Source organism: Polaromonas sp. A23, assembly GCF_002001015.1.
GTDB lineage: Bacteria > Pseudomonadota > Gammaproteobacteria > Burkholderiales > Burkholderiaceae_C > Polaromonas.
The window spans coordinates 126,175-150,617 of record NZ_MUNO01000026.1 but is presented as its reverse complement, the minus strand read 5'-3'; the positions used below and the strand labels follow the sequence as shown (position 1 = coordinate 150,617).

General features: G+C 61.5%; 25 protein-coding genes. 11 read left to right on the top strand and 14 right to left on the bottom strand.

The window, feature by feature from the left end:
- Positions 1–71 precede the first annotated feature (71 nt).
- On the top strand, positions 72–1,025 hold the full coding sequence (locus tag B0B52_RS14190) for an asparaginase (protein ID WP_077594306.1): 954 nt from the start codon (positions 72–74) through the stop codon (positions 1,023–1,025).
- 139 nt (positions 1,026–1,164) lie between these two features.
- On the opposite strand, the gene adk is transcribed toward B0B52_RS14190, so the two are convergent.
- The 6 genes from adk to B0B52_RS14160 form a co-directional block, all read right to left on the bottom strand.
- The gene (gene adk / locus B0B52_RS14185) at positions 1,165–1,821 is read right to left on the bottom strand and encodes an adenylate kinase (protein ID WP_077594305.1); all 657 of its coding nucleotides are present in this window, start codon (positions 1,819–1,821) and stop codon (positions 1,165–1,167) included.
- 109 nt (positions 1,822–1,930) lie between these two features.
- The gene (gene kdsB, locus B0B52_RS14180; protein WP_077594304.1) at positions 1,931–2,689 is read right to left on the bottom strand and encodes a 3-deoxy-manno-octulosonate cytidylyltransferase; all 759 of its coding nucleotides are present in this window, start codon (positions 2,687–2,689) and stop codon (positions 1,931–1,933) included.
- A 10-nt stretch (positions 2,690–2,699) separates the two neighbouring features.
- On the bottom strand, positions 2,700–2,882 hold the full coding sequence (locus tag B0B52_RS14175; RefSeq protein WP_077594303.1) for a Trm112 family protein: 183 nt from the start codon (positions 2,880–2,882) through the stop codon (positions 2,700–2,702).
- On the bottom strand, positions 2,863–3,903 hold the full coding sequence (gene lpxK / locus B0B52_RS14170) for a tetraacyldisaccharide 4'-kinase (protein WP_077594302.1): 1,041 nt from the start codon (positions 3,901–3,903) through the stop codon (positions 2,863–2,865). Before lpxK ends, B0B52_RS14175 begins: the two co-directional genes overlap by 20 nt.
- 2 nt (positions 3,904–3,905) lie before the next feature.
- Positions 3,906–4,334 carry a biopolymer transporter ExbD gene (locus tag B0B52_RS14165; protein ID WP_077594301.1) on the bottom strand — a complete coding sequence of 143 codons (429 nt, stop codon included), beginning with the start codon at positions 4,332–4,334 and terminating at the stop codon, positions 3,906–3,908.
- Positions 4,335–4,365: 31 nt separating this feature from the next.
- Complete coding sequence (locus B0B52_RS14160; protein WP_077594300.1) at positions 4,366–5,004, bottom strand: MotA/TolQ/ExbB proton channel family protein; 639 nt, start codon at positions 5,002–5,004, stop codon at positions 4,366–4,368.
- 351 nt (positions 5,005–5,355) lie between these two features.
- On the opposite strand from B0B52_RS14160, the gene xseA reads away from it, so the two are divergent.
- Both xseA and B0B52_RS22710 read left to right on the top strand, forming a co-directional pair.
- Positions 5,356–6,642 carry an exodeoxyribonuclease VII large subunit gene (gene xseA, locus B0B52_RS14155; protein ID WP_254425712.1) on the top strand — a complete coding sequence of 429 codons (1,287 nt, stop codon included), beginning with the start codon at positions 5,356–5,358 and terminating at the stop codon, positions 6,640–6,642.
- Positions 6,643–6,702: 60 nt separating this feature from the next.
- A complete protein-coding gene (locus B0B52_RS22710) occupies positions 6,703–7,284 on the top strand; it encodes a Fe-Mn family superoxide dismutase (protein ID WP_254425711.1) in 582 nt (193 codons plus the stop codon).
- Between the two features lie 80 nt (positions 7,285–7,364).
- Here B0B52_RS22710 and B0B52_RS14150 read toward each other — a convergent pair whose 3' ends face one another.
- Both B0B52_RS14150 and B0B52_RS14145 read right to left on the bottom strand, forming a co-directional pair.
- Positions 7,365–7,862, bottom strand: coding sequence for a DUF192 domain-containing protein (locus B0B52_RS14150; RefSeq protein WP_077594299.1), 498 nt, complete (start codon positions 7,860–7,862; stop codon positions 7,365–7,367).
- A gap of 91 nt (positions 7,863–7,953) precedes the next feature.
- Positions 7,954–8,286, bottom strand: coding sequence for a cell envelope biogenesis protein TolA (locus B0B52_RS14145; RefSeq protein WP_077594298.1), 333 nt, complete (start codon positions 8,284–8,286; stop codon positions 7,954–7,956).
- A gap of 206 nt (positions 8,287–8,492) precedes the next feature.
- On the opposite strand from B0B52_RS14145, the gene icd reads away from it, so the two are divergent.
- The 4 genes from icd to sbcB all read left to right on the top strand — a co-directional run bounded on the left by icd (position 8,493) and on the right by sbcB (position 14,371).
- Positions 8,493–9,746: an NADP-dependent isocitrate dehydrogenase gene (gene icd, locus B0B52_RS14140; RefSeq protein ID WP_077594297.1), complete on the top strand. Its 1,254-nt coding sequence runs from the start codon at positions 8,493–8,495 to the stop codon at positions 9,744–9,746.
- Positions 9,747–9,964: 218 nt separating this feature from the next.
- Positions 9,965–10,333, top strand: coding sequence for an ATP-dependent Clp protease adapter ClpS (gene clpS, locus B0B52_RS14135; protein ID WP_077594296.1), 369 nt, complete (start codon positions 9,965–9,967; stop codon positions 10,331–10,333).
- Between the two features lie 82 nt (positions 10,334–10,415).
- Positions 10,416–12,752, top strand: a complete 2,337-nt coding sequence (gene clpA, locus B0B52_RS14130) for an ATP-dependent Clp protease ATP-binding subunit ClpA (protein ID WP_077594295.1) — start codon at positions 10,416–10,418, stop codon at positions 12,750–12,752.
- 149 nt (positions 12,753–12,901) lie between these two features.
- Positions 12,902–14,371: an exodeoxyribonuclease I gene (gene sbcB / locus B0B52_RS14125; protein WP_077594294.1), complete on the top strand. Its 1,470-nt coding sequence runs from the start codon at positions 12,902–12,904 to the stop codon at positions 14,369–14,371.
- A 10-nt stretch (positions 14,372–14,381) separates the two neighbouring features.
- On the opposite strand, the gene B0B52_RS14120 is transcribed toward sbcB, so the two are convergent.
- The 5 genes from B0B52_RS14120 to B0B52_RS14100 form a co-directional block, all read right to left on the bottom strand.
- Positions 14,382–15,041: a glutathione S-transferase gene (locus B0B52_RS14120; protein ID WP_077594293.1), complete on the bottom strand. Its 660-nt coding sequence runs from the start codon at positions 15,039–15,041 to the stop codon at positions 14,382–14,384.
- A complete protein-coding gene (locus B0B52_RS14115) occupies positions 15,041–16,012 on the bottom strand; it encodes a rhodanese-related sulfurtransferase (protein WP_077594292.1) in 972 nt (323 codons plus the stop codon). Before B0B52_RS14115 ends, B0B52_RS14120 begins: the two co-directional genes overlap by 1 nt.
- 225 nt (positions 16,013–16,237) lie before the next feature.
- A complete protein-coding gene (locus B0B52_RS14110) occupies positions 16,238–17,107 on the bottom strand; it encodes an alpha/beta hydrolase (RefSeq protein WP_077594291.1) in 870 nt (289 codons plus the stop codon).
- A gap of 39 nt (positions 17,108–17,146) precedes the next feature.
- Positions 17,147–17,458 (bottom strand): hypothetical protein, encoded by a 312-nt coding sequence (locus B0B52_RS14105; protein ID WP_077594290.1) that lies wholly within the window; start codon positions 17,456–17,458, stop codon positions 17,147–17,149.
- Between the two features lie 54 nt (positions 17,459–17,512).
- The gene (locus B0B52_RS14100) at positions 17,513–18,046 is read right to left on the bottom strand and encodes a hypothetical protein (RefSeq protein WP_077594289.1); all 534 of its coding nucleotides are present in this window, start codon (positions 18,044–18,046) and stop codon (positions 17,513–17,515) included.
- Between the two features lie 282 nt (positions 18,047–18,328).
- Here B0B52_RS14100 and ompR point away from each other — a divergent pair, with 282 nt between their 5' ends.
- From ompR to B0B52_RS14085, 3 genes are all read left to right on the top strand, one after another.
- Complete coding sequence (ompR, locus tag B0B52_RS14095; RefSeq protein ID WP_077594288.1) at positions 18,329–19,078, top strand: two-component system response regulator OmpR; 750 nt, start codon at positions 18,329–18,331, stop codon at positions 19,076–19,078.
- Positions 19,075–20,391, top strand: coding sequence for an ATP-binding protein (locus B0B52_RS14090; RefSeq protein ID WP_077594287.1), 1,317 nt, complete (start codon positions 19,075–19,077; stop codon positions 20,389–20,391). The genes ompR and B0B52_RS14090 overlap by 4 nt, the downstream gene beginning before the upstream one ends.
- Before the next feature lie 215 nt (positions 20,392–20,606).
- Complete coding sequence (locus B0B52_RS14085; RefSeq protein WP_077594286.1) at positions 20,607–21,515, top strand: ketopantoate reductase family protein; 909 nt, start codon at positions 20,607–20,609, stop codon at positions 21,513–21,515.
- Between the two features lie 45 nt (positions 21,516–21,560).
- On the opposite strand, the gene B0B52_RS14080 is transcribed toward B0B52_RS14085, so the two are convergent.
- Positions 21,561–23,153: an alkaline phosphatase gene (locus B0B52_RS14080; RefSeq protein WP_077594285.1), complete on the bottom strand. Its 1,593-nt coding sequence runs from the start codon at positions 23,151–23,153 to the stop codon at positions 21,561–21,563.
- A 436-nt stretch (positions 23,154–23,589) separates the two neighbouring features.
- Here B0B52_RS14080 and B0B52_RS14075 point away from each other — a divergent pair, with 436 nt between their 5' ends.
- The gene (locus B0B52_RS14075; RefSeq protein WP_077594284.1) at positions 23,590–24,402 is read left to right on the top strand and encodes a formate/nitrite transporter family protein; all 813 of its coding nucleotides are present in this window, start codon (positions 23,590–23,592) and stop codon (positions 24,400–24,402) included.
- Positions 24,403–24,443: the final 41 nt, after the last annotated feature.

Sequence of the window (24,443 nt, the reverse complement as noted above, 5' to 3'; positions counted from 1 at the left end):
TGGCGAGCTGTTTTAATATCCAGTAGCTGTATTTTCATCCAGTTTTTCAAAGAATGCAAGTGCGAAAACATATGACGAAGAAAAAGATCGTGATTCTGGGTACAGGCGGAACAATTGCCGGTACCGCCGACAGTGCGTCGGACCATACGGGTTACACCGCGGCACAGGTCGGTATTGAACAGCTGGTGGCTGCCATCCCTTCCCTGAGGGACAGTCCCTTCGGGTTGGTGACAGAGCAGGTGGCGCAGGTTGACAGCAAGGACATGAGTTTTGCGGTCTGGGCGAAGCTGGCTGCGCGTGTCAGCCATTTCCTGGCGCAAGCTGAGGTTCAGGGGATAGTGATCACGCACGGTACCGACACGCTGGAGGAAACCGCCTGGTTTCTGCATGCCTTGCTGAACCCGGACAAACCTGTGGTACTGACCTGTGCCATGCGACCGGCCACCGCCCTGGTGCCCGACGGCCCGCAGAACATGCTGGACGCGTCGGCCGTTGCCGCGTTTCCCGGTGCCCGAGGCGTGTTGGCTGTTTGTGCCGGTGTCATTCATGGCGCGCGGGATGTGCAGAAGGTCCATACCTACCGGCTCGATGCATTCAGCTCAGGCGATGCCGGGCCGATCGGATATATCGAGGAAGGGCGCTTGCGCTTAACAAGAAATTGGCCTGAAGCCGTTATTCCCCGGGCGCCAGTAGCTATTAAATTTATAGCGAATCAAGAGGCGGCCTTGGCTTGGCCCAGGGTGGAAATTGTCATGAACTACGCGGGGGCCGGTGCTGCGGTGACGAGCGCCCTGGTCGCAGACGGTGTACAGGGCCTGGTCGTGGCGGCGACGGGCAACGGGACACTGCACCATGAGCTGGAGGCTGCTTTGCAGCTGGCGCAGGCTGCGGGCGTGCGGGTGGTGCGCGCGACGCGCTGCTTCGAGGGCCGGGTAATACCCGGTGCCGGTGACCTTCTTCCGGACTCGCAGGGCCTGACGCCTGTCAAAGCCCGGGTGGACCTGATGCTGCAGCTAATGGGCTGACGCGTGTTCGCTGCGCTGAAATCCCACCTGTGGATTGATGGCCCGCGGTCCAGCCCAAGCTGAGGTGGATTGGGAGCGTGTACAGGGCGCCAGCAAAAAAGCCGTCTTTCGACGGCTTTTTTTCTACAGCGAGCAATGCTCAGCTGGACAAAGCTTCAAAAGCCCGCGAGGTGATGTCGTCCACGCCGCCCATGCCGCTGATGGCGCGGTATTTGGGGGCAAGATGGGATTCAGCCTTTGCCCAGCTGGAGTAATAGTCCACCAGAGGCCGGGTTTGCGCGCTGTACACCTCAAGCCGTTTGCGCACTGTTTCTTCCTTGTCGTCTTCACGCTGAATCAGCGGTTCACCCGTCACGTCGTCTTTGCCTTCCACTTTGGGAGGATTGAATTTGACGTGATAAGTACGGCCTGACGCGGGATGCGAGCGACGACCGCTCATGCGGTCGATGATGGCTTCGAAAGGCACGTCGATCTCCAGCACATAGTCCAGCTTCACGCCGGCTGCTTTCATCGCATCGGCCTGCGGAATGGTGCGCGGAAAACCGTCGAAGAGAAAACCCTTGGCGCAGTCGGGCTGGACAATGCGGTCCTTCACCAGGTTGATGATCAGGTCGTCGCTGACCAGCGCGCCGGAGTCCATGATTTTTTTTGCTTCCATGCCCAGGGGCGTGCCGGCCTTGACGGCAGCGCGCAGCATGTCGCCTGTGGAAATTTGGGGGATGCCGTACTTCTGGCAGATGAAGGTCGCCTGCGTACCCTTGCCCGCGCCCGGCGCGCCCAACAAAATCAGTCTCATGGATGTCCTTGGATTTACGAATTCTCGATAGCGGACGCTTGCCTGATACCGGCTCCTGCCTCACCTTGTTTTTGGGCTGAAGGATAGCATGCGCACCCCTGCGGGCAACTTACACAAACAGCCTGCGCACCCGCTCCAGATCTGCCGGGGTGTCCACGCCGGGCCCGGGAGCCTGCGTTGTCACATGCACCGCGATGCGATGGCCGTGCCAGAGCGCGCGCAGTTGTTCAAGCTGCTCGAGTTGTTCGATCGGCGCCTGCGGCAGCTTGGGGAATGCCCGCAGGAAGCCGACCCTGTAGCCGTAGATGCCGACGTGCCGCAGAGGCCCCGGCAGGGAATTGCCGGTTCTCCACCAAGGGGTGCCGGGAAAATCGCGGGCGGCCGGAATCGGCGAGCGGCTGAAATACAGGGCGGTGCCGTGTGCGTCGAGAACCACCTTGACCACATTCGGGTTGAGCAGTTCTTCCAGGTCGTCGATGGCATGCGCGGCGGTACTCATGGCGCAATCGCCGCGCTGCGCGAGCAGGCCGGCCACGGCGTTGATCAGCGCCGGGTCCATCAGCGGTTCATCACCCTGCACATTCACGACCACGTCGTCGTCGCCAAGGCCCAGGGCGTCACACGCCTCGGCCAGGCGGTCGCTGCCGCTGGGGTGATCTGAACGTGTCAGAACGGCTGCCACGCGGAAAGCCGAGCAGGCATCCATGATCTTCTGGCTGTCGGCCGCCACGACCACGCGGGAGGCTGCACTTTGCATGGCACGCTGCGCGACCCGCACGACCATGGGCACACCGGCAATGTCGGCCAGCGGCTTGTCCGGCAGGCGAGTGGAGGCGAGGCGGGCGGGGATGAGAACCGTGAAGCTCATGCCGGGACCATCACAGCCCGAGTTCCTCGTCGGTCAGCGTTCGTGCCTCGCTTTCGAGCATCACAGGCAAACCGTCACGGATGGGGTAGGCCAGGCGGGCGCTGTGCGAGACAAGTTCCTGTTTTTCGCGGTCGTAGTCGAGCGGGCCCTTGGTCACGGGGCAGACCAGCAATTCAAGCAGTTTGGTGTCCATGGGGGGATGTTAATGGAGAAAGCAGGGGCGCCAGCAGGGCGTCGAAGGCGATGAAAAATGCTGCATCGGGTGTGAACTCCAGAGGCACGGCCAGCACATTGGCTTGCCTTGGAAACAGCTTGACGGCATCTTTTTCGGTGCAAATCAGGGTGTAGCCCTTATCGGACGGTCGCGGATAGCTATCAAAATCATAGTGATCGGGAAGCACCCGGGTTTCGGTCAACTGCAGGCCGCGGCTTCTGAGCATGGCAAAAAAAGCTTCGGGTTTTGCAATGCCGGCGAGAGCCAGCAATGGCTGGCCGCCCAGCTCCGCCAGCGGCACCTTGCTGCCATCGGCGCGTACCGCGTGGTTGGCGAGTTGCCGGACCGAGCCGAACCCCTTGAACGCAGGCTGGCCGCCGGTATGCAGGACGAGGTCGATACCGCGGCCGCCGCTGCGGACGCCGTGTTTCAACCGCTCGGGCCAGGGTTCACGCAGCGGCCCGGCTGGAAGGAGCCAGCCGTTGCCGGTGCCCCGTTCATCGAAGACGGCAATTTCGATGTCGCGCTGAAGCGCGTAGTGCTGCAGGCCGTCATCACAGATGACCAGTTGCGTGAGCGGGTACCTGGCGAGCAGCGCACGCGCGGCTTCCGCACGCCGGTTTGCTACAAAAACAGGAGCGTTGGTGGTCCGCTGAATAAGGGCAGGCTCGTCACCTGACTCTTCGATCGGGGTGCCCGCCAGCACCTCCTGGCAGTGCTGGCCGGAGCGGCCGTAGCCTCGCGAGACCACGCCCACGCGCAAACCACGCGCCTGAAGATGCCGTACCAGCGCAATGACGGCAGGAGTTTTTCCGGCGCCGCCGGCCACCACATTGCCAACGATGATGACCGGGACGGGAAGGCGTTCGGATCGGATGTAACCGGCGCGAAAAGCCTGCCGCCGCAATTCGATCAGCAGCCCATACAGGCGAGAGACGGGCCAGAGCAGGCAGGCGAGCAACCCCCGCCGCAGCCATGCCTGCTGCAACCGCTGTGTCACCTTTACCGGGAGCCGGCCTGCGCCGCGCTCTGGGTGGCAAAGGTGATTTGCGTCAGGCCGCTGCGCCTGGCCGCTTCCATCACCGTGATCACCGACTGGTGGGTGGCGCTGGCATCGGCGCTGATGATGATGACGCTGTCTTTGCCGGCCTTGGCGGCCAGCGTGATGGCAGCGCTCAGCGCTTCGATGCTGCGTCCGGCTACCGGCGCCTTGCTGACCATGTAGCGGCCATCGCTGCTGACGGCGACGATGACTTCCTTGGGGTAGTCGCGCTGCTGGTCGGTGTCGGCCACGGGCAGTTTGATCTGCAACTCCGTGAACTTGCTGTAAGTGGTCGACAGCATCAGGAAGATCAGGACCACCAGCAGCACGTCAATGAACGGAATCAGGTTGATTTCAGGCTCATCGCGCGAGGTGCCACGAAAATTCATGCAGGCCTCCGAAGGAAAAGCGTGCGGGCCATTATTTCCTCAGCGTGTTGAGGTGACGCACAAAACGTTCGGAGGCGATTTCCATGGTCAGCAGGTAGCCGTCAACCCGTGCGCGGAAGTAGCGCCAGAAGATCAGCGACGGGATCGCAACAATCAGGCCGAACGCGGTGTTGTAAAGCGCGATTGAAATGCCTTGTGCGAGCTGGGCCGGATTGCCGCCGGCCGCGTTGCTTACCCCGCCACTGCCGGCTTGCGAGCCGAAGATCTCGATCATGCCGATGACGGTGCCCAGCAGGCCCAGCAGCGGCGCTGCCGAGGCGATGGTGGCCAAGGCGGCCAGGTAGCGCTCCAGCGTGTGGGCGGCGCGTCGGCCGGCGCCTTCCAGCGTGGAGCGCAGATCGTCTTCGCTGATGCGGGGATTGGTGTTCAGCGCCCTGAAGCCGCTGGCCAGCACCTGACCGAGCAGGGAGTTTTGTTCCAGGTGCGAAACCACATCGGGCGAAGGAACGGCGCCGCGCGAAACAGTGATGGCTTCATCCAGCAGCCGGGGCGGCGCGATTTTCCGGGTTTTAAGACTGACAAAACGCTCAATGACCAGGGCCAGAGCCAGAATGGAGCACGCAATCAAGGGCCAGATTGGCCAGCCTGCGGCTTGTATGATCGAAAACAAGAATCGGTCTCCCGGGCAAATAGTTGCTGTGGATTATGGCCCAGCCGAGATCCTGGCCCCCGAGATTGCTCGCCTCGGCGCTCGCTTTTGAGGCCTGGCCTTTTTGTAGGTGCTAACCCACAGATCTTGTGGATAACTTTGTTAGCAAGTAGGCGCGGAGGTGCCGCAAAGCCGCGCCAATAGGGCACTGTGACAAAACGATGAAAAATTGAGCAGAATAAAGTTGTTATAAATCAATGATTTACACGAAGTCATCAGCCTCTCCCCGGCAAATCGCGGGTTTTACCCAGCCAGCATGCCCTTCTGTGGAGTATTACCCCCGCCAAACCAGGGGATTTGATGGTGTTTGAGATGCCTGGGCCTCCTCAAAGCCCGTCATCGGGAGTTCGCATTTGGCCTGTGGGCTCACTTCTGCGCGCGATTGCCGACAGCCTGGAGGCGCGCTTCAATCCCGTGGCGGTGCAAGGCGAGGTCAGCGGCTTTTCGCGGGCTGCCAGCGGCCATTGCTATTTTTCCTTGAAAGATGAACAAGGTCAGGTGCGTTGTGCGATGTTCCGGCGCGCAGCCGGCTTGCTGGACTTTTCACCACGCGACGGGCAACTGGTTGAAGTGCGCGGCAGGCTGGGTGTCTATGAGCCGCGTGGCGAGTTGCAAATGGTGGTCGAATCCATGCGCCAGGCCGGGCAGGGTAACCTGTTCGAGCAGTTTCTTCTGCTCAAGGCCCGGCTGGAGGCAGAGGGCCTCTTTGAGGCCAGTCGCAAACGTCCGTTGCCGCTTTTGCCGCGCGCCATTGGCGTGGTGACATCGCTGGGTGCGGCTGCACTGCACGACGTTGTGACTGCGCTCAAACGCCGCGCACCGCATGTTCCGGTGGTGATTTACCCTGCCAGCGTCCAGGGCGCCCAGGCTCCCGAAGAGTTGCGCCAGGCCCTGCGCAAGGCCGCGCAACGCGCCGAGGTGGATGTTCTTTTGCTGGTGCGCGGCGGCGGGGCCATGGAAGATCTCTGGGCCTTCAACGACGAGCAGTTGGCGCGCCTGATCGTTGCGTCACCCGTCCCGGTGGTGTGCGGGGTCGGGCATGAAACCGATTTCACGATTGCCGACTTTTGCGCCGACCTGCGCGCGCCGACCCCCACAGCTGCCGCTGAAATGTGCGCCCAGCCGCAAGCCGTCTGGCTCGGGGCCTTGGCGCTTGCGCGGGACCGCATGCAGGGCGGCGTGGAGCGACAGTTGCAGGTGCACAACCAAAGACTGGATTGGGCCGCGTCGCGCGTAAGCCGCCCCTCCCATCTGGTGACGCGCCAGCAGGCACGTTTGACCAGCCAGGCGCAGCGTCTGCGCCATTCGGTGCAGTCGGCTCTTCAGCTGGAACAAGGCAGACTGCAAGCGCTGGTATCTGCCTTTCCGCAGGCCGTGGATGGCGCCGTGACGGCACAGCAACGGCGGCTTGAGCGCGCGCAGTTGCGGCTGGAACCGCTTGACCCCAAACTGGTGCTCCAGCGCGGCTACGCGTGGCTGGCCGACCTGCACGGGCAAGCCATCACCAGCGCTGCTGCTACCACACCCGGCCAGCCCTTGCGCGCTACCCTTGCCGACGGCGAGGTCGATTTGACCGTTTCCGCGCCGAGGTTGATTTAGTTTTTACAATGGCCGTCGAAACCGGCTTTATCAACAAAACACTTTAACGAGGAAACCCACATGGAACACAAACTACCCCCCCTCCCGTACGCGATTGATGCACTGGCGCCTCATTACAGCCAGGAGGCTTTTGAATACCACCATGGCAAGCACCACAACGCTTATGTGGTCAACCTCAACAACCTGCAAAAAGGCACCGAGTTTGAGGCCATGACACTGGAAGAAATTGTCAAAAAATCAAGCGGCGGCGTGTACAACAACGCTGCCCAGATCTGGAATCACACCTTTTTCTGGAGTTGCATGAAGCCCGCCGGCGGTGGCGAGCCTGGCGGCGCGCTGGCTGCAGCCATCAATGCCAAGTTCGGCTCTTATGCCGCTTTCAAGGAAGCGTTTGTGAAATCGGCTGTTGGCAATTTCGGCTCGGGCTGGACCTGGCTGGTGAAAAAGGCAGACGGCTCGGTGGACATCGTCAACACTGGCCCCGCCGGTACGCCGCTGACCACGGCCGACAAGGCCCTGCTGACGGTTGACGTCTGGGAGCACGCTTACTACATTGACTACCGCAACCAGCGCCCCAAGTTTGTGGAAACCTTCTTGTCGAACCTGGTGAACTGGTCGTTTGCCGAGGCGAATTTCGCCTGAGTTTGAGTCTTGCTCCCATGAAAAAGCCGACAGAAGTCGGCTTTTTCTTGCCTGCCGTCCTGGCGCGCCAAGTCGGCCGCCTAACGAGCTGGCGTGAATACCGGACCGGACAGCTTGCTGCCGGCCTTGATGCCTTTTTTGGCAAACCAGCCAACGTTCATTTCCAGGACATAACGCACCGGCTTTTCCGAGCAGTGAGACTCCGTGGTCTGCGGCTTCATGTCGGCCAGGTTGACGATGGTCCCGTCGTCTGCAACAAAGGCTGCGGTCAGGGGCAGCAGGGTGTTCTTCATCCAAAAGCATTGCTTTGACGCCTGCTCGAATACAAAAAGCATACCTTCCGTAGAGGGCATTTCCTCACGGAACATCAGGCCGATTTGTCGCTGCTCGGGAGTCAACGCCACTTGCGCATCGATGAGGTGCATACCCGCCGACAACTTGACGCGCTGGAGGTTCATCTGCGGCGCTCCCGGGGCTCCTTGGGCAGAGGCGTTGCCGCAAAAAAGCAGCGAACCGAGAATAAAGGCGGCAAGCCGGTAGGCGGGGGAAAGTGTGCGGTAAGAAGTCAAAAAGGACATGGGGCGTCACTACGGGGTGTTTAGTCGGCCAGCATAAACGACGGCCATAAAAAATGCCCGCATTGCGGGCATTTCAGGTAGTCGCGAAGAGTTACTTCTTGGCAGCAGCTTTGTCTTCCATTGCTTTCTTGGCGGCAGCGGCTTTTTCAGCTTTTGCAGCCTTGGCAGCGGCGGCTTTGTCTTCCTTGGCTTTCTTGGCGGCAGCGGCTTTTTCAGCTTTTGCAGCTTTGGCAGCAGCAGCTTTTTCAGCCTTGGCTTTCTTTGCATCGGCTTTTGCGTCAGCTTTGGCAGGCGCTGGCATGGCAGCAGCAGGTGCGGCTGCAGCAGGCTTGGAAGCCGCGCCCATGGGAGCACCAGCGTGGGAAGCGGCGAAAGCACCGGCAGAGAAGAGACCGGCGATCAAAACAGCGAGGATCTTGTTCATTTGAAATTTCCTTGAAACGTTATTGAAAACAATCCCCCGAATATTTCGAAGGCCTCACCGTAACGAAGGGCGTTTGCAATCGGTTGACACGCCGCCCTGAAAATAGTTGGCGGATTATTTTGCGGCTAGAATTTACGGGTTATCACCTAACCCGCGCCAGGCAGCTTTTCCCTGCAATTTCCAGCGCTTACCGGAGACTTTCCCACATGTACCAGCACATCAAGGTGCCCGCCCAGGGTAAAAAAATCACTGTCAATGCCGACAATTCACTGAATGTTCCGGACGAGCCGGTCATTCCGTTCATTGAAGGTGACGGTACAGGGGCGGACATCACGCCGGTCATGCTCAAAGTGGTGGATGCGGCCGTGGCCAAAGCCTACGGCGGCAAGAAAAAGATTCACTGGATGGAGGTTTATGCCGGCGAAAAGTCGACCAAGATCTATGGCCCCGACGTCTGGCTGCCCGAAGAAACACTGCATGCCGTCAAGGACTATGTGGTCTCCATCAAGGGCCCATTGACCACGCCGGTCGGCGGCGGCATCCGTTCGCTGAACGTGGCCTTGCGCCAGGAACTGGACCTCTACGTCTGCCTGCGCCCCATCCAGTACTTCGCCGGCGTGCCTTCGCCTGTGAAAGAGCCGCACAAGACCAACATGGTGATTTTCCGCGAGAACTCGGAAGACATCTACGCCGGCATTGAGTTCGAAGCCGAGTCCGACAAGGCCAAGAAACTCATCAAGTTCCTGCAGGACGAGATGGGCGTCAAGAAAATCCGCTTCCCCAATACCTCGGGCATCGGCATCAAGCCGGTTTCGCGCGAAGGCACGGAGCGTCTGGTGCGCAAGGCCATCCAGTACACCATCGACAATGACAAGCCCAGCCTGACGATTGTCCACAAGGGCAACATCATGAAGTTCACCGAAGGCGGCTTCCGTGACTGGGCCTATGCCCTGGCGGCCAAGGAATTCGGTGCCGAGCTGATCGACGGCGGCCCGTGGATGAAATTCAAGAACCCGAAAACCGGCAAGGAAATCACCATCAAGGACTCCATCGCCGACGCCTTCCTGCAGCAGATCCTGCTGCGTCCGGCCGAATACTCGGTGATCGCCACGCTGAACCTGAACGGCGACTACGTCTCCGACGCGCTGGCGGCCCAGGTGGGCGGTATCGGCATTGCCCCGGGTGCCAACCTGAGCGACACCATCGCCATGTTTGAAGCCACCCACGGCACGGCACCAAAATACGCTGGCAAGGACTATGTGAACCCCGGTTCCGAAATCCTGTCCGCCGAAATGATGCTGCGTCACATGGGCTGGACCAAGGCTGCCGACCTGATCATCAGCTCGATGGAAAAATCGATCGAGTCGAAGAAAGTCACCTATGACTTTGCCCGCCTGATGGAGGGCGCGACCCAGGTCAGCTGTTCCGGTTTTGGCCAGGTGATGATCGACCACATGTAAGCCAGCCCGCCGGCCGTTTTGGCCGGCGACTTGCCGGACTGCCGGAAAAACAGGCAGAAAAAGCTGCAAAACCGCCCCAGGCTTGAGCCGGAGGCGGTTTTTTCATGGGCTTTCGGCGTGCCTTTGAAAAGTCAATTGTGCGCGCTTGATTGTCGTGTTCCCGCCACCAATTTCCCTGTCAGGCGCACTGGACAATTCCGGTCGCTAGAATGAATTCCATGGCCAGCAAACCTCCCAAGACTCCCGCAACACCCAAGGCCCCGGTCTTCAAGCCTGATGACGCCAACGGCGGAGATTCGGTGGTGCTGGAGCGCCGACCGCAGAAAACGGTGCCGCCGCAGATGTACCAGGTGGTGTTGCTCAATGACGATTACACGCCGATGGAGTTTGTGGTGGTGGTGATCCAGGAATTTTTCAACAAAGACCGGGAAACCGCGACGCAGATCATGCTGAAGATCCACCTTGACGGCAAAGGCGTGTGTGGCGTGTTTTCCAAGGACGTGGCGTCCACCAAAGTGGACCAAGTCACAGAAGCGGCAAGAAAAAATGGCCATCCGCTGCAGTGTGTGTGCGAGCCCATTGAATAATTGAAAAAACAGCCCATATCGACTTGAAGAGTTACACAATGCAGTTATCAAAGACTCAAGCAGCAAGCCGAAAGGAAAAGCAATGATTGCCCAGGAATTAGAAGTCAGCTTGCACATGGCCTTTGTTGAGGCCCGGCAGCAACGCCACGAGTTCATCACCGTGGAACACCTGCTGCTCGCTTTGCTTGACAACCCCAGCGCGGCCGAAGTGCTGCGCGCATGCTCAGCCAATATTGATGACCTGCGCAAGTCGCTGGCCAATTTCATCAAGGACAACACGCCCCAGGTCGCCGGCAGCGACGACGTGGACACGCAGCCCACGCTGGGTTTCCAGCGTGTGATCCAGCGCGCCATCATGCACGTGCAGTCCACCGGCAACGGCAAGAAGGAAGTCACCGGTGCAAACGTGCTGGTCGCCATCTTCGGCGAAAAAGACTCGCATGCCGTGTATTACCTCCACCAGCAGGGCGTGACCCGCCTGGACGTGGTGAACTTCATCGCGCACGGCATCAAGAAAAGTGACCCGCCCGAACCGACCAAGGCCGGCGAGAGCGCAGCCGAGAACGAAGAGGGTGGCGAGAAGAACGAAAAAACTTCTCCGCTGGAGCAGTACACCCAGAACCTGAACCAGCTCGCCAAGGACGGCAAGATCGACCCGCTGATCGGCCGCCACTACGAAGTCGAGCGCGTCATCCAGATCCTCTGCCGCCGCCGCAAGAATAACCCGCTGCTGGTCGGTGAAGCTGGCGTGGGCAAGACCGCGATTGCCGAGGGCCTGGCCTGGCGCATCACGCAGAAAGACGTGCCCGAGATCCTGGCCGAAGCGCAGGTTTATTCCCTGGACATGGGCGCCTTGCTGGCCGGCACCAAGTACCGTGGTGATTTCGAGCAGCGCCTCAAGGGCGTGCTGAAAGCGCTGAAAGACAAGCCCAACGGCATCTTGTTCATCGACGAAATCCACACCCTGATCGGTGCCGGTGCGGCTTCGGGCGGCACGCTGGATGCGTCCAACCTGCTGAAACCCGCGCTGAGCTCGGGACAGCTCAAATGCATTGGCGCAACCACCTTCACAGAGTACCGCGGTATTTTCGAGAAAGATGCTGCCCTGTCTCGCCGTTTCCAGAAAGTCGATGTGGTTGAGCCCACGGTGCAGGAGACGGTCGACATTCTCAAAGGCCTGAAGTCGCGTTTTGAAGAGCACCACAGCGTCAAGTACGCCGTGGCGGCGCTGCAAGCTGCGGCTGAGCTGAGCGCCAAGTACATCAACGACCGCCATTTGCCCGACAAGGCGATTGACGTGATTGACGAGGCCGGTGCAGCCCAGCGCATTTTGCCGCCGTCCAAGCGCAAGAAAATCATCACCAAGGCCGAGGTGGAAGAGATCGTGGCCAAGATTGCCCGCATTCCACCGGCCAATGTGTCCAACGACGACCGCGGCAAGCTCAAGACGCTGGAGCGCGACTTGAAGAGCGTGGTGTTCGGCCAGGACAAGGCGCTCGACGTGCTGGCCTCCGCCGTGAAGATGGCGCGTTCGGGCCTGGGCAAGGACGACAAGCCAATTGGCTCCTTCCTGTTCTCCGGCCCCACCGGTGTCGGCAAGACAGAAGCGGCCAAGCAGCTGGCCTACATCATGGGCATCGAGCTGATTCGCTTCGACATGTCAGAGTACATGGAGCGCCATGCGGTGAGCCGCCTGATCGGTGCGCCTCCGGGCTACGTCGGTTTTGACCAGGGTGGCTTGCTGACTGAAGCCATCACCAAGAAGCCACACGCGGTGCTGCTGCTCGACGAGATCGAGAAAGCGCACCCGGACATCTTCAACGTGTTGCTGCAGGTCATGGACCACGGCACTTTGACAGACAACAACGGGCGCAAGGCCGATTTCCGCAACGTGATCATCGTCATGACGACCAACGCCGGCGCCGAGACCATGAACAAGGCGACCATCGGCTTCACGAATCCGCGCGAGGCGGGCGACGAGATGGCCGACATCAAGCGCCTGTTCACGCCCGAGTTCCGCAACCGGCTTGACGCGGTGGTGAGCTTCAAGGCACTCGACGAAACCGTCATCCTGCGCGTGGTCGACAAGTTCCTGCTGCAACTCGAAACGCAACTGGCCGAGAAGAAGGTGGACGTCACCTTTACCGACACGCTGCGCAAGTACCTCGGCAAGAAGGGTTTCGATCCGCTGATGGGCGCACGGCCGATGCAGCGCCTGATCCAGGACACCATTCGCCGCGCGCTGGCCGACGAGCTGTTGTTTGGCCGCCTGATCGACGGCGGCCGCCTGACGGTCGACATGAAGGTGACGACCGACGAAAAAGGGGTCGAAACCGGCGAAGTCGAGCTCGACATCCAGCCGTTGCCGAAGAAGGAAGGCCGGGCCAAGCCGGAGGCCGAAGAGGCAACAACCGACTGAACGCCGGATTTGGGCATTCAGCAAAAAGGCCGGTAGCATGGCGCTACCGGCCTTTTTCATTTGCTCCTTAAATGATAGCTGCTTGCGCCCGTGTTTATTGGGCAAATGGGCTATTTCATACATCAACCTGGTTAAAAAGCGTTCAACCGATGGCTCCGCACACCTTTCTCTGGCATGACTACGAAACCTTTGGCCTGAACACGCGCCGCGACCGGCCGGCACAGTTTGCCGGTGTTCGCACCGACGCCGAGCTCAACGAGATCGGTGAGCCGCTGATGATTTATTGCCGGCCAGCCAGGGACTACCTGCCCGACCCGACCTCCTGCCTGATCACCGGCATCACGCCGCAGCTGTGCCTGGAGCGCGGCTTGCCCGAGCATGAATTCGCCGCCCGCATCGAAGCCGTGCTGGCCCAGCCCGGCACCATAGGCGTGGGCTACAACACCATCCGTTTCGACGACGAAGTCACCCGCCACCTTTTTTGGCGCAACCTGATGGACCCCTATGCCCGCGAGTGGCAGAACAACTGCGGCCGCTGGGACTTGCTTGACGTGGTGCGCATGGCTTATGCGCTGCGGCCTCAAGGCATTGAGTGGCCGATGAAGCCCGACGAACGCCGTCCCGACGAGGCTGGCGCGCTGCGTCCCAGCTTCAAGCTCGAAGACCTGGCACGTGCCAACGGCCTGCTGCACGAGTCGGCGCACGACGCCTTGTCGGACGTGCGTGCCACGATTGCGCTGGCCCGCGTGATCCGCACGGCCCAGCCCAAGTTATTTGATTTCTGCCTGGGGCTGCACAAGAAAGACCGCGTAGCCGCAGAGCTCGGCTTGCCCACCAGCCCGCAGACTGCGCAGCCCTTTCTGCATGTGTCGGGCATGTTCCCGCCCGAGCGCGGCTGCCTTTCCGTCATGTGGCCGCTGGCCATGCACCCCTCGAACAAAAACGAGTTGCTGGCCTGGGACCTCTCGCACGATCCGGCCGAGTTGCCCCTGCTCGACGTGGCCACCCTGCGCCAGCGCCTGTTCAGCAAGTCGGCGGACTTGCCAGAAGGCGTGACGCGGCTGCCGATCAAATCGGTGCACCTGAACAAATCGCCCATGGTCGTGCGCAAACTGGCCACCCTGAGCCCGGAGATGGCAGCCAAATGGGGTGTGGACGTTGAGGTCGCACTGCGCAATGCCGAAAAGGCCGCCAGCTTGCCCGACATGAGCGCCATCTGGCCCGAAGTCTTTGTGCGGCCCAAGGAAGGTATTCCTGACGTGGACGAAGACCTGTACGGCGGTTTTATCAACAACGACGACAGGCGGCGGCTCAACAAGCTGCGCGCCTTGCCGCCAGCCGAACTCGCGCACAGCCGCACCGGCTTCGACGACGAACGGCTGGAAGAGCTGGTGTTCCGCTACCGCGCGCGTAACTTTTCTGAGGCCATGTCGCCCGAAGATGCCGAGCGCTGGGAGGCTCATCGTGCCGTGCGCCTGCTGGAAGGCGAAGGTGGGGCGCGCAACGTGGATGCGTTTCTTGCCGCGCTTGATGTGCTGTCGGAAACGGCAGATGAGCGCGGGGAGGCGGTGCTGGGGGCGCTGTACGAGTATGCGGAGATGATTACGCCCGAGGTTTAGCCTGCCCGCGCTACGCCCCAGCAGGCTCCCAGGGCGGGTGTTTTGCCATCACGCCTGCGTGAAGTTCACTGCCTTCAAACACCGCCAGCCAGCTCTGCAGACGCGGCCACGGTTGCGCGGCAAACCAGTCCGCATCGGTGCGCGCGAACTGGCGGATGAAAGGCAGGATGGCCATGTCGGCCAGGCTGGCTTGAGCGCCCAGCAGCCAACCCGAGGCCAGGCGATCGTTCAGTTGCGCCAGCCACTGCGCCGCTTCGCTGCGGTGTTTCAGCGCAAAGCCGGCTACGTCGCCCTCTGACTCCTGCGGGTAACGGTTCGGGTACTTGTAGCGATCCAGGTAGCGCTTGAAGTCGCCATCGTTGGCGTCGATCAGCGCATCCATTTCCTGCTGCGAGGCCTGCGGCGGTGACAGCCATTGCGCCGGGTCGTTGCGGGCCAGCGCCCAGCGCATGATGTCCAGGCTCTCCTCGATCACCTCGCCGCCGGGCAACACCAGCACTGGCACCGTTCCCTTGGGCGAGGCGGCCAGCATATCGGCCGGCTTGTTTCTTAGCACCACTTCGCGCAGCTCATGCGGCTGTTTGCTGATGGCCAACGCCAGCCGTGCACGCATGGCGTAGGGGCAGCGGCGAAACGAGTAGAGGATCGGGAGAGCGGGCAGGGCGCCCATCAGGAGCTTTCTTTGTCCTCTGCGCTCGACTGTGGCAGCTTGGCACCGATGTGCGGCTGGCGGCGCCGGTTGGCGTAGTCGACCTGGCGTTGGCGCTCGATGAAGCCGCGCTTTTGCTCTTCGGTTTTCTTGTCGTGGCAGGCCGGGCAGCTGACGCCGGGCACGTAGAGCGGCGAGGCCTTGTCGGCTTCGCTGATCGGGTCGCGGCAGGCGCGGCACAGGTCGTAGTGGCCGGTCGCCAGGCCGTGCACGACGGAAACACGCTCGTCGAACACAAAACACTCGCCTTTCCAGAGGCTGTCGGTTTCGGGCACGGTTTCCAGGTATTTGAGGATGCCGCCTTCCAGGTGGTAGACCTCCTCAAAGCCGCGGGTGCGCATGAAGGCTGTGGATTTCTCGCAGCGTATGCCGCCGGTGCAAAACATGGCCACCTTGGGTTTTTTGCCATCTTTTTCAGCCAGTAAGCCGCCCGGTGCAGACTGCGCTTCCACCCAGGAGGGCAGCTCCGAAAAACTTTTGGTATGGGGGTCCACCGCGCCGGCAAAGGTGCCGATGCCGACTTCGTAGTCGTTGCGGGTGTCCACCACCACCACGCCGGGCTCGGAGATCAGCGCATTCCAGTCCTGCGGCTTGACGTATTGGCCGGCCATCTCGTTCGGGTTGATGCCGGTCACGCCGAGCGTGACGATTTCGCGCTTGAGGCGCACTTTCATGCGGTAAAACGGGAACTTGTGGGCACGCGACTCCTTGTGCGCCAAATCGGCCAGACGCGGGTCTTGCCGAAGATGTGCCAGCACCGCCTGCACCCCTTCGTCGGGCCCGGCAATTGTGCCGTTGATGCCTTCCCGGGCAAGCAACAGCGTGCCGCGTACATCATGGGCTTCGCAGAAGGCCTGCAGCGGCGCCTGCAACTCGGCAAAGTCGGGCAGGTCGACAAATTTATAAAGAGCAGCGGTCAGGAAGTCGGGCATAGCAAGGCAAAACAGGAAGAGCAGCGGGAAATGTTGGAATTGGCCGGGGAGGCCGGACCCTCCATCCTAACGTCTGGCGCTTTGGGCGGACCTGATGCGCATCAAGTGCCCCTGGCACCCGCTACCGATTTTGCCGCTACAGCATAGTACCCCGATGCGCTATTGATTAGATAGCAATCAGAGCCCATGAATAAAGGGCAAATGCCATTTTTTTACCCTGCGTTATCACCGCAGGGGCAAGCCGGACAGGAATCCTTCCACAGCTTCTGTGTAGACTCCTGGCAGGCCCAGCAGGGTGTTGATCTGTTCGTGCGTCATGTTTTGCGGCAGCACGCTTGCCCGTCCCCCTTTGCCCGTCACTTTGGCGGCAAAATCGCGTGCCTGCGGACAGGGGCCGTCGCCTCGCTGCGTCGAGCAGACCAGGAGCATGGGCACGGCATCAGACGCCAGCACACTGCTGGGCGAGACACTGCGCCAGTAAGCCGGGTCGGCGCCAAAGACGCGGTCGTAAAAACGCATGTGCCGGGCCTGCATGATGCGTTCCAGGTCCAGCGCAGCGCTGTCAAGCGCCACGGTGCCCAGCCAGGCTTGTGCGCCTGCTTCGCGGGCCAGCGAAGGCGAGGCGCTCAGCAACGCCACCAAGTGTGCGCCAGCAGAATGCCCCATGAGGACGAATTTTGCCGGGTTGCCTCCCCATGAGGCGGCCATGGACTGCGCCCTGGCCAGCCCGCCGGCTACATCACGCGCCTGCACCAGCGGATCCACTTGTGGCGAGAGCCGGTAACCAACCGAGACAAAAATCCAGCCCTTTTGTTTGACCCAATAAGCCACTTTGTTGTCCACCACTTTGGGCATGGCCTTGTTGCCCGCCATCCAAGCGCCGCCATGCACCATGACGATCACGGGCACATTGGCTGCGCCTGCCGCCTGCTCCGGCAGGTAGACGTCCATGCGTTGGCGTGGGTCCTCGCCGTACGGAACGTTGGCGATGCGGCGCACGCCTTCCTGCATGGTGGGCACAGCGAAGGCGAAGCTGCCTGATACAAGAAGCGCGGCAAGGCCGATGCGTCGCAGGAGGGTGGCAAGACAGATCATCAATATCTCTCCAGTAAAAGCGCGAACGTGGCGGCATGGTCAACCGGCCGGTTTGCGGGCGCTTTTCTTCGACGTCATGTAGGCACCAATGTCGCCCGGTGTGACGACACCGGAGTGGCTTGCGTCGATGGCATCGAAGTTTTTGTAAACCATGGGCATCTTGGCCTGCGCTTCCTCGCGTGTCAGTTTGCCGTCTTTGTTGATGTCGGCTGCGGCAAAGCGTTTTTTCAGCTCATTGCGGGCTTTTTCCATGCGGGCAGCATCGGGTGCCTGGGCCTGGGCCGCGGTGGCCAATGCCAGGATGCCGATGAGCGGGAGTGTGCGCAAGATAGAGAAGGAGAAGGGTTTCATGAGAGGGCTCCAATGAAAGGTTGTGGAAATGCGTTACAAAAAGTCGGTTTCCACTCAGCGCGACGGACAGCTCATGGTCGCGCCGGAGGCGTCGTAGCAGGTGGTGTTCCGGGTCACGCCGGTGGCCTGGTTGTAGGTTGCCGTGCTTTGCACGCTGTTGCCGGTGGCAGCACTGGTAGCGCTGGTGCTGCGGTTGGCGTCTACAGTGCCATCGGCGCTTTTGCTGCTGCTGCCGCTGGTTTCCACATTGCCTTTGGCGCCGCTGGCGGCAAAGCTGCCGCTGCGCTGGGCAGAACCGTCGGCGCTGCGGCTGGCCTGGCCGCTGCGTACGGCAGTGGCACCACGGGGGCCGGTGGTGGTGGCGCCGCCGGCGGTTGTGGCATTGCCTTGCCCGTCGGTGGTGGTGGCTCGGTTTCGCACCCGCGTGCCGCCCTGCGCTCCCTGGCGTGTCACGGCTGTGGTGGCGGTCGCACCGCCCCCAGCGTTGGGGCGCACGACGCGGTGGCTGGCCGCGTCGGCATCGGTTGCGGCAAAACCTACGGCCAGCAGGGCAAAGGTCAGGGTGGTAGCTGAAAGGGCGGTTTTCATGGCGGACTCCTTCAAATTGAAAGTCGTTGAACGGTGTTGAGACTGCGAAACGGCCCTCGCCGTGTCGTGATTCAACTGTCGCCGGCAGATGTGAGCCAACCATGGCAGCCGCGGGCCTCTTGATGACAATGCATGAGCAAAACCCGGCTTTGTCATCGTTTGTCATGATTTGCCGGGCGCCTGGTTCTGGCCGGGCCGCTACCATGGGGCATCTTTCTTGCGGCAGGTGCTTTTTATGACCTATTTACAGACAGTACAAACAGTACAGACAGGCCCATCACGATGAGCGAGGCCCTGGCCCGGGTCCTGGTGGTGGACGATGAGGCGGACCTGCGCAGCCTGCTGCAGCGCTACCTGGGCGACCAGGGTTATGCGGTGCGCACGCTGGAAGATGCCAAAACCCTGGATGCCCTGCTGGCGCGCGAGCGTTTTGACGTGCTGGTGCTTGATGTGATGATGCCGGGCGAAGACGGCCTGGCGGTGTGCCGCCGCCTGCGCGCGCAGGGCGAAACCATTCCCATCGTCATGCTCACTGCCCGGGGCGACCCGGTGGACCGCATCGTCGGGCTCGAAATGGGTGCCGACGACTACCTGCCCAAACCCTTCAACCCGCGCGAGCTGCTCGCACGCATCCAGGCGCTGGTGCGCAGGCAGCGCATGCTGGGCGCCCACAGCGGCCCCTTGCCCGGCCAGGGCTCCGTGCAGTTTGGTGGTTTCACGCTGGCGCTGGAGGCGCGCCGGCTTGAAAGGAATGGGCAGGACGTGCCTTTGACCACGGGTGAGTTCAACCTGCTGCAGGCGCTGGCCTTGCACCCCAACCGGCCGTTGGGCCGCGAGCGGCTGATCGAGCTGGCCTATGGCCGTGACCACGAAGCCACCGACCGCAGCATCGACGTGCAGGTCATGCGCTTGCGCAAGCTGATTGAGGCGGATCCTTCCCAGCCGGTGCACATCCAGACCGTCTGGGGCGTGGGTTATGTGTTTGTGCCGGAAGGCGGTGCGGCAAAACACGGCAAGGCGGGCAAGCCGTGAGGCTATTCCCGCGCAGCCTGTTCGGCCGCAATGTGCTGCTGATCGTGGTGCTCATTGTGCTGGGCCAGCTGCTTGGTGCGCTGATGGTGCGCCAGCTGATTGTCAAACCGCGGCTGGCGCAGCTTTCGGTGGCCGTGACGCGCAATGTGAGTTCGATACGTGCCGGCCTGGCTGCTATGCCGCCGGCCCAGCGCGAAGCTTTTGTGGCCCGGTTCAACCACCGCGCCATGCAGGGCGTCACGCATGAAGTCGACGGAACTGATCGCGGCCAGCGCCTGCTGCTCAGCCGGCTGGAGCGCCGCTTCGTTCGCGAAGCTTCACGTGGTATTGCGGCCGAGGGGGAGGGCGCAGAGATCATCTGGCGCCGTGAGGCCGGCGGCAGCCTGGCGGTGCGTTTGCGGCTCGACGGCGCCGACCACTGGGTCACCTTGCCCGGTGTGCTGCCGGCGCGCGAATTTACCGGCGCATGGGTGGTTGCGTCGCTTGCCAGCGCCATGCTGGCATTGTTGGGCGCGCTGCTGATTCACCATTACCTCAATCGCCCGTTGCGCCGCGTGGTGGCCTCAGCGCACACACTGGCTGGCGGCAACAGCCCGCAGCCATTGCCTGAAGATGGCCCCACGGAAATTGCCGACCTGAGCCGCAGCTTCAACCAGATGGTGCGCGCCCTGGCCCAGGCCGATGACGAACGAACGCTGATGCTGGCCGGTGTTTCACATGATTTGCGCACGCCGTTGACCAAGCTGCGGCTGGGCATTGAAATCCTGCGCGACAAGGCCGATGCCGAGCTGATGGCCAGCATGACGCGCGGTGTCGAGGAAATGGACGCCATCATCGGCCAGTTTCTGGACTTTGCCCGCAGTACCGACAGCGAAGAACGGGTACCGGTTGATCTGGACGCGCTGGCGGCAGAAGTGGTGGCGGCATCGGCCGACCATGGCCGGCCGGTAACCTTACAGGCAGGCGGATTAGCGCCGGTAATGCTGCGACAGCGGGCCATGCGCCGCGCGCTAACCAATCTGGTCGAAAACGCCTGGCGCCATGGCAGCCCGCCAGTCACGATAGCCACCGGCGAGCGGGGCGAGTCAGTCTGGATAGAGGTGACGGACCGCGGCGCCGGCATCGCCGCAGCAGAAGCGGAGGCGTTGAAGCAACCCTTTCGCCGTGCGGAAAGCACGCGCACCGGCCCGCCCGGCGCGGGTTTAGGCCTGGCCATCGTCGACCGCATCGTGCGCGCGCACGGCGGAACGCTGGACCTGCTGCCGGCCGCAGGAGGTGGCCTGCGTGCCCGGGTCACCCTGCCGCGGCCCTGAAAACACCCAAAAACCCGAAGGGCCTCTTTTTTGATACGAAATGAGCCACTGGCCCAATGAATACGGGCGCGAATAGCTATATATTTGATAGCGTACGAATATTGGCGGGAAAGCGATAGCACCTGGCTGCCTGGGTTAAGGAGTCTGCCTGTCTGCAAGGGCGGCAGACTTCACCCACAATTCCCGTTTCCTTACTCACCGAAAGCAAAGACACCATGACCCCATCCCTCAAAGTTGCCGTCATGGGCGCAGGCGCCGTCGGTTGTTATTACGGCGGCATGCTGGCCCGTGCCGGGCTTGATGTGGTGCTGATTGCCCGGCCCCGGCATGTTGACGCCGTCCAGAGTGATGGCCTGCGCATGGAAACCCGTACCTTCGACGAACACGTGCGACTGGCCGCCAACAGCGAACCTTCCGCCGTGCAGGGCGCCGACCTGGTGCTGTTCTGCGTGAAATCCACCGACACCGAATCTGCAGGCGCGTTGATCCGGCCGCACCTGGCACCCGGTGCGCTGGTGTTGTGCCTGCAAAACGGCGTGGACAACGCCGACCGCCTGCGCACCGTGCTGCCGCAGCACAGCGTGGCCGCCGCCGTGGTGTACGTCGCCACCGAAATGGCCGGCCCCGGCCACGTCAAACACCATGGCCGTGGCGAGCTGGTGATCGAGCCTTCCAGCCTGAGTGAGGCCGCGGCCCAGGCATTCGTCGCTGCTGGTGTGCCGGTTGAAATCTCCGGCAACGTGCGCGGTGCACTGTGGGCCAAGCTCATCCTCAACTGTGCCTATAACGCCGTTTCAGCCATCGCACAGCTGCCTTACGGCAGAACCGTGCAGGGTGAAGGCGTGAAAGACGTCATGCGCGACGTGGTGGCCGAATGCCTGGCCGTGGCCAAGGCCGAGGGCGTGCAGGTGCAGGGTGACATGCTTCTGGCTGTCGACAAACTGGCCGGCAGCATGCCCGGCCAGTTTTCATCCACCGCACAAGACCTGGCGCGCGGCAAGCCCACCGAGATCGACTACCTCAACGGGCTGGTCGTCAAACGCGGCGAGGCACTGGGCGTGGCAACGCCGGCGAACCGGGTGTTGTGGGCGTTGGTCAGGCTGATAGAGAGCAAGCACCCCTGAACTGCGTTCTCCGTCATTGCGAGCCTGACCCGGAATCCATGCCGCTCAGCCTCGCTGCGGTGCCAGTGTTTTGGTGTAAAGCGACGCGCCAACCAGGTCTTTCAAGGTGACCGTCATGGCTTTGGTTTTGGCGTCGATGTCCACCTGACCAAAGAACTGCATGCCGTTGGTGGGCGGTGCATTCACTTCGCTCGGGGCTTTCTGGTACACCACCTGCATGCCGAAGGTGGCGTCGGTTTTGTTGGGCCCAAAACCACCGGCGTTGAGCGGGCCCGACACAAACTCCCAGAACGGCGAAAAATCACTGAGCCGGGCCTTGGCCGGGTCAAAATAATGCGCGGCGGTGTAGTGCACATCGGCGGTCAGCCAGACCACGTTCTTGATGCTGGCGCGCTTGATCTCGCGCAGCAGGCGCGCAATTTCGAGTTCGCGGCCCATGGGGGTGCCGTCATCGCCGTTGGCGCTGGCTTCCCAGCGGTCGCGCCCGTCGGCATCTTTTCCATCGGCCACATGCAGGCTGATGGGCATGTCGGCGGCGATCACTTTCCAGACTGACTTCGAACGCTTGAGGCCGTCCAGCAGCCAGGCGATTTGAGGGCGGCCCATGAAGGCGCTTTCCTCGGTCTCGCTGGTCTGCAGGTTGTGGGTGTTGGGGCCGCGATAGCTTCGCATGTCGACCACAAACATGTCCAGCAGGGGGCCTTGCGGCAAATGCCGGTACACACGCTCACTCTCAACGTCGGCGGTACGGCGTATGGGCGCAAATTCATGAAAAGCTTTGGTGGCGCGCGCCACCAGCAAAGGCACGTTCTTTTCGGTGTAACGCTTGTCAGCACCGAGGTCTTTGGAGTCAGACCAGTTGTTGACCACCTCGTGGTCATCCCATTGCCATATTTGCGGCACTTCTGCCGCCATGCGGCGAACATTGGCGTCCATCAGGTTGTAGCGGTAGCGGCCGCGGTACTCGTTGAGTGTTTCCGCAACCTTGCTGACTTCTTCGGTGACCACGTTGTTCCAGAGGGATCCGTCAGCGAGCTTGACCTGGGCCGCGATTGGGCCGTCGGCGTAAATCGTGTCACCGCAATGCAGGAAGAAGTCAGGGTTGACCTTTCGCATTTGCTCGTAGATTTTCATGCCGCCCCATGCCTCGTTGATGCCCCAGCCTTGCCCGGCCGTATCGCCACTCCAGGTAAAGCGCACGTCGCGTACAGCCTTGCCCCCTGCGTTGGCAGGCAGGCGCAGGTGGCCGGGCACGGCTTCAGACAGCACACGTTCGTTATGCAGGTCTTGCAGCACCACGCGGTAGAAAATTTCCTGGCCCGCCGGCAAGCCCGTCAGATCCACACGCCCGGTGAAGTCGGTGTCGTCCATCAGGTAGGGCCCCCGCACACGGGTGGCATTGGCAAAACTGGCGGTCGTTGCCCACTCCAACCAAAGGCGTGAAGGCCGGTCACTCCGGGTCCAGATGACCGCGGCGTCCGCCTTCGGATCGCCACTTTGAATCCCGTGGGCCATTTGTGGCCGCATGGCGTCGCGCGTGATGAGGGCAGGAGCGGCCTGCGCCCTGGCGAGGCGGGGCAGCGCCATGACCGAGCCTCCCAGCACGGTGGTCGAATAAAAAAATTGGCGGCGATCCATGAGTTTCTCCAAGAAATAAGACGTTGAAGCGCCTATTCTTTTGGCACTACATGTCAGCCTCATGAATCAGCCACCGCACTGAAACGCGGCGGTGCTGCCGGGCGTGTACAGCCCAAGTCAGCGCACGTTTGCCCAAATGAAGTACTGGTTGGCACCAAAATATGCCTCTTTTTGAGTCCTGATGCACAAGTTTGGGGCGACCAATCCGCGCCGTGCCGTCCCTTGCCCCCTTGCAGGGCGGGTTTTCATCGTGCTTTGTTTAACGGCACGGTATGTGCTTCATCCATCAAGTCAGGCTAACGAAGGCCTGCGCAGGGTACAGCGAAACTCGCGGTACCCATCGATCTGAATGGATAACGTCGTCCACTTCGGTCTTCATCTTTTTGAAGATCTCGAAGTGGATTTTTTTTTGGTTTTTCAGGATTTAAGGGGTCGTATGGCTTATTTAGTGCCTTCGGAATTTGTGACCAAGATGGTGGATGCGGGCGAATCCAAAATCTTCATGTCCACCCGCGACACCGTGATCCGGGCCTACATGGCCGGCGCCATCCTGGCCCTGGCGGCCTGGTTCTCAGTCACCATCAACGTGCAGACCGGCCAGCCGTTGCTGGGCGCGGTGCTGTTCCCGGTGGGTTTCGTCATGCTGTATCTGTTCGGCTTTGACCTGCTCACGGGCGTGTTCGTGCTGTGCCCGCTGGCGCTGATCGACAAGCGCCCGGGCGTCACCCTCAAGGGCGTGCTGCGCAACTGGGGCCTGGTGTTCGTCGGCAACTTCGCCGGCGCCTTCACGGTGGCCGTGATGATGGCGATCTACGTCACCAACGGCTTCTCCACCGAGCCCAGCGCGGTGGGCAAGGCCCTTGGCGTGATCGGCGAGAGCCGCACGCTCGGCTACCAGAAGTACGGCGCGAACGGCATGCTTACATTGTTCGTGCGCGGCATGCTGTGCAACTGGATGGTGTCGGCCGGCGTGGTGGGTGCAATGATTTCCACCCAGGTCAGCGGCAAAGTGATCGCGATGTGGATGCCCATCATGCTGTTCTTCTACATGGTGTTCGAGCACTCGATCGTGAACATGTTCCTGTTCCCCTCGGGCCTGCTGCTGGGCGCGCACTTTACCATCATGGACTATTTGATCTGGAACGAGATTCCGACGGTGCTGGGCAACCTGGTAGGCGGCCTGGCCTTCACCGGCCTGACACTGTATGCCACGCACATTAAAACCGGACCGACACGTTCCATCAAATAGTCCGTCTCAAAAACAAAGGCCCTTGCGTATCCCGAATACGC

Excerpts from the sequence above, each read along its gene's own strand:
- B0B52_RS14190 (WP_077594306.1), top strand. The coding sequence starts at position 72 with ATGACGAAGAAAAAGATCGTGATTCTGGGTACAGGCGGAACAATTGCC.
- adk (WP_077594305.1), bottom strand. The coding sequence starts at position 1,821 with ATGAGACTGATTTTGTTGGGCGCGCCGGGCGCGGGCAAGGGTACGCAG.
- kdsB (WP_077594304.1), bottom strand. The coding sequence starts at position 2,689 with ATGAGCTTCACGGTTCTCATCCCCGCCCGCCTCGCCTCCACTCGCCTG.
- B0B52_RS14175 (WP_077594303.1), bottom strand. The coding sequence starts at position 2,882 with ATGGACACCAAACTGCTTGAATTGCTGGTCTGCCCCGTGACCAAGGGC.
- B0B52_RS14165 (WP_077594301.1), bottom strand. The coding sequence starts at position 4,334 with ATGAATTTTCGTGGCACCTCGCGCGATGAGCCTGAAATCAACCTGATT.
- xseA (WP_254425712.1), top strand. The coding sequence starts at position 5,356 with ATGCCTGGGCCTCCTCAAAGCCCGTCATCGGGAGTTCGCATTTGGCCT.
- B0B52_RS22710 (WP_254425711.1), top strand. The coding sequence starts at position 6,703 with ATGGAACACAAACTACCCCCCCTCCCGTACGCGATTGATGCACTGGCG.
- B0B52_RS14150 (WP_077594299.1), bottom strand. The coding sequence starts at position 7,862 with ATGTCCTTTTTGACTTCTTACCGCACACTTTCCCCCGCCTACCGGCTT.
- B0B52_RS14145 (WP_077594298.1), bottom strand. The coding sequence starts at position 8,286 with ATGAACAAGATCCTCGCTGTTTTGATCGCCGGTCTCTTCTCTGCCGGT.
- icd (WP_077594297.1), top strand. The coding sequence starts at position 8,493 with ATGTACCAGCACATCAAGGTGCCCGCCCAGGGTAAAAAAATCACTGTC.
- clpS (WP_077594296.1), top strand. The coding sequence starts at position 9,965 with ATGGCCAGCAAACCTCCCAAGACTCCCGCAACACCCAAGGCCCCGGTC.
- clpA (WP_077594295.1), top strand. The coding sequence starts at position 10,416 with ATGATTGCCCAGGAATTAGAAGTCAGCTTGCACATGGCCTTTGTTGAG.
- sbcB (WP_077594294.1), top strand. The coding sequence starts at position 12,902 with ATGGCTCCGCACACCTTTCTCTGGCATGACTACGAAACCTTTGGCCTG.
- B0B52_RS14120 (WP_077594293.1), bottom strand. The coding sequence starts at position 15,041 with ATGGGCGCCCTGCCCGCTCTCCCGATCCTCTACTCGTTTCGCCGCTGC.
- B0B52_RS14115 (WP_077594292.1), bottom strand. The coding sequence starts at position 16,012 with ATGCCCGACTTCCTGACCGCTGCTCTTTATAAATTTGTCGACCTGCCC.
- B0B52_RS14110 (WP_077594291.1), bottom strand. The coding sequence starts at position 17,107 with ATGATCTGTCTTGCCACCCTCCTGCGACGCATCGGCCTTGCCGCGCTT.
- B0B52_RS14105 (WP_077594290.1), bottom strand. The coding sequence starts at position 17,458 with ATGAAACCCTTCTCCTTCTCTATCTTGCGCACACTCCCGCTCATCGGC.
- B0B52_RS14100 (WP_077594289.1), bottom strand. The coding sequence starts at position 18,046 with ATGAAAACCGCCCTTTCAGCTACCACCCTGACCTTTGCCCTGCTGGCC.
- ompR (WP_077594288.1), top strand. The coding sequence starts at position 18,329 with ATGAGCGAGGCCCTGGCCCGGGTCCTGGTGGTGGACGATGAGGCGGAC.
- B0B52_RS14085 (WP_077594286.1), top strand. The coding sequence starts at position 20,607 with ATGACCCCATCCCTCAAAGTTGCCGTCATGGGCGCAGGCGCCGTCGGT.
- B0B52_RS14080 (WP_077594285.1), bottom strand. The coding sequence starts at position 23,153 with ATGGATCGCCGCCAATTTTTTTATTCGACCACCGTGCTGGGAGGCTCG.
- B0B52_RS14075 (WP_077594284.1), top strand. The coding sequence starts at position 23,590 with ATGGCTTATTTAGTGCCTTCGGAATTTGTGACCAAGATGGTGGATGCG.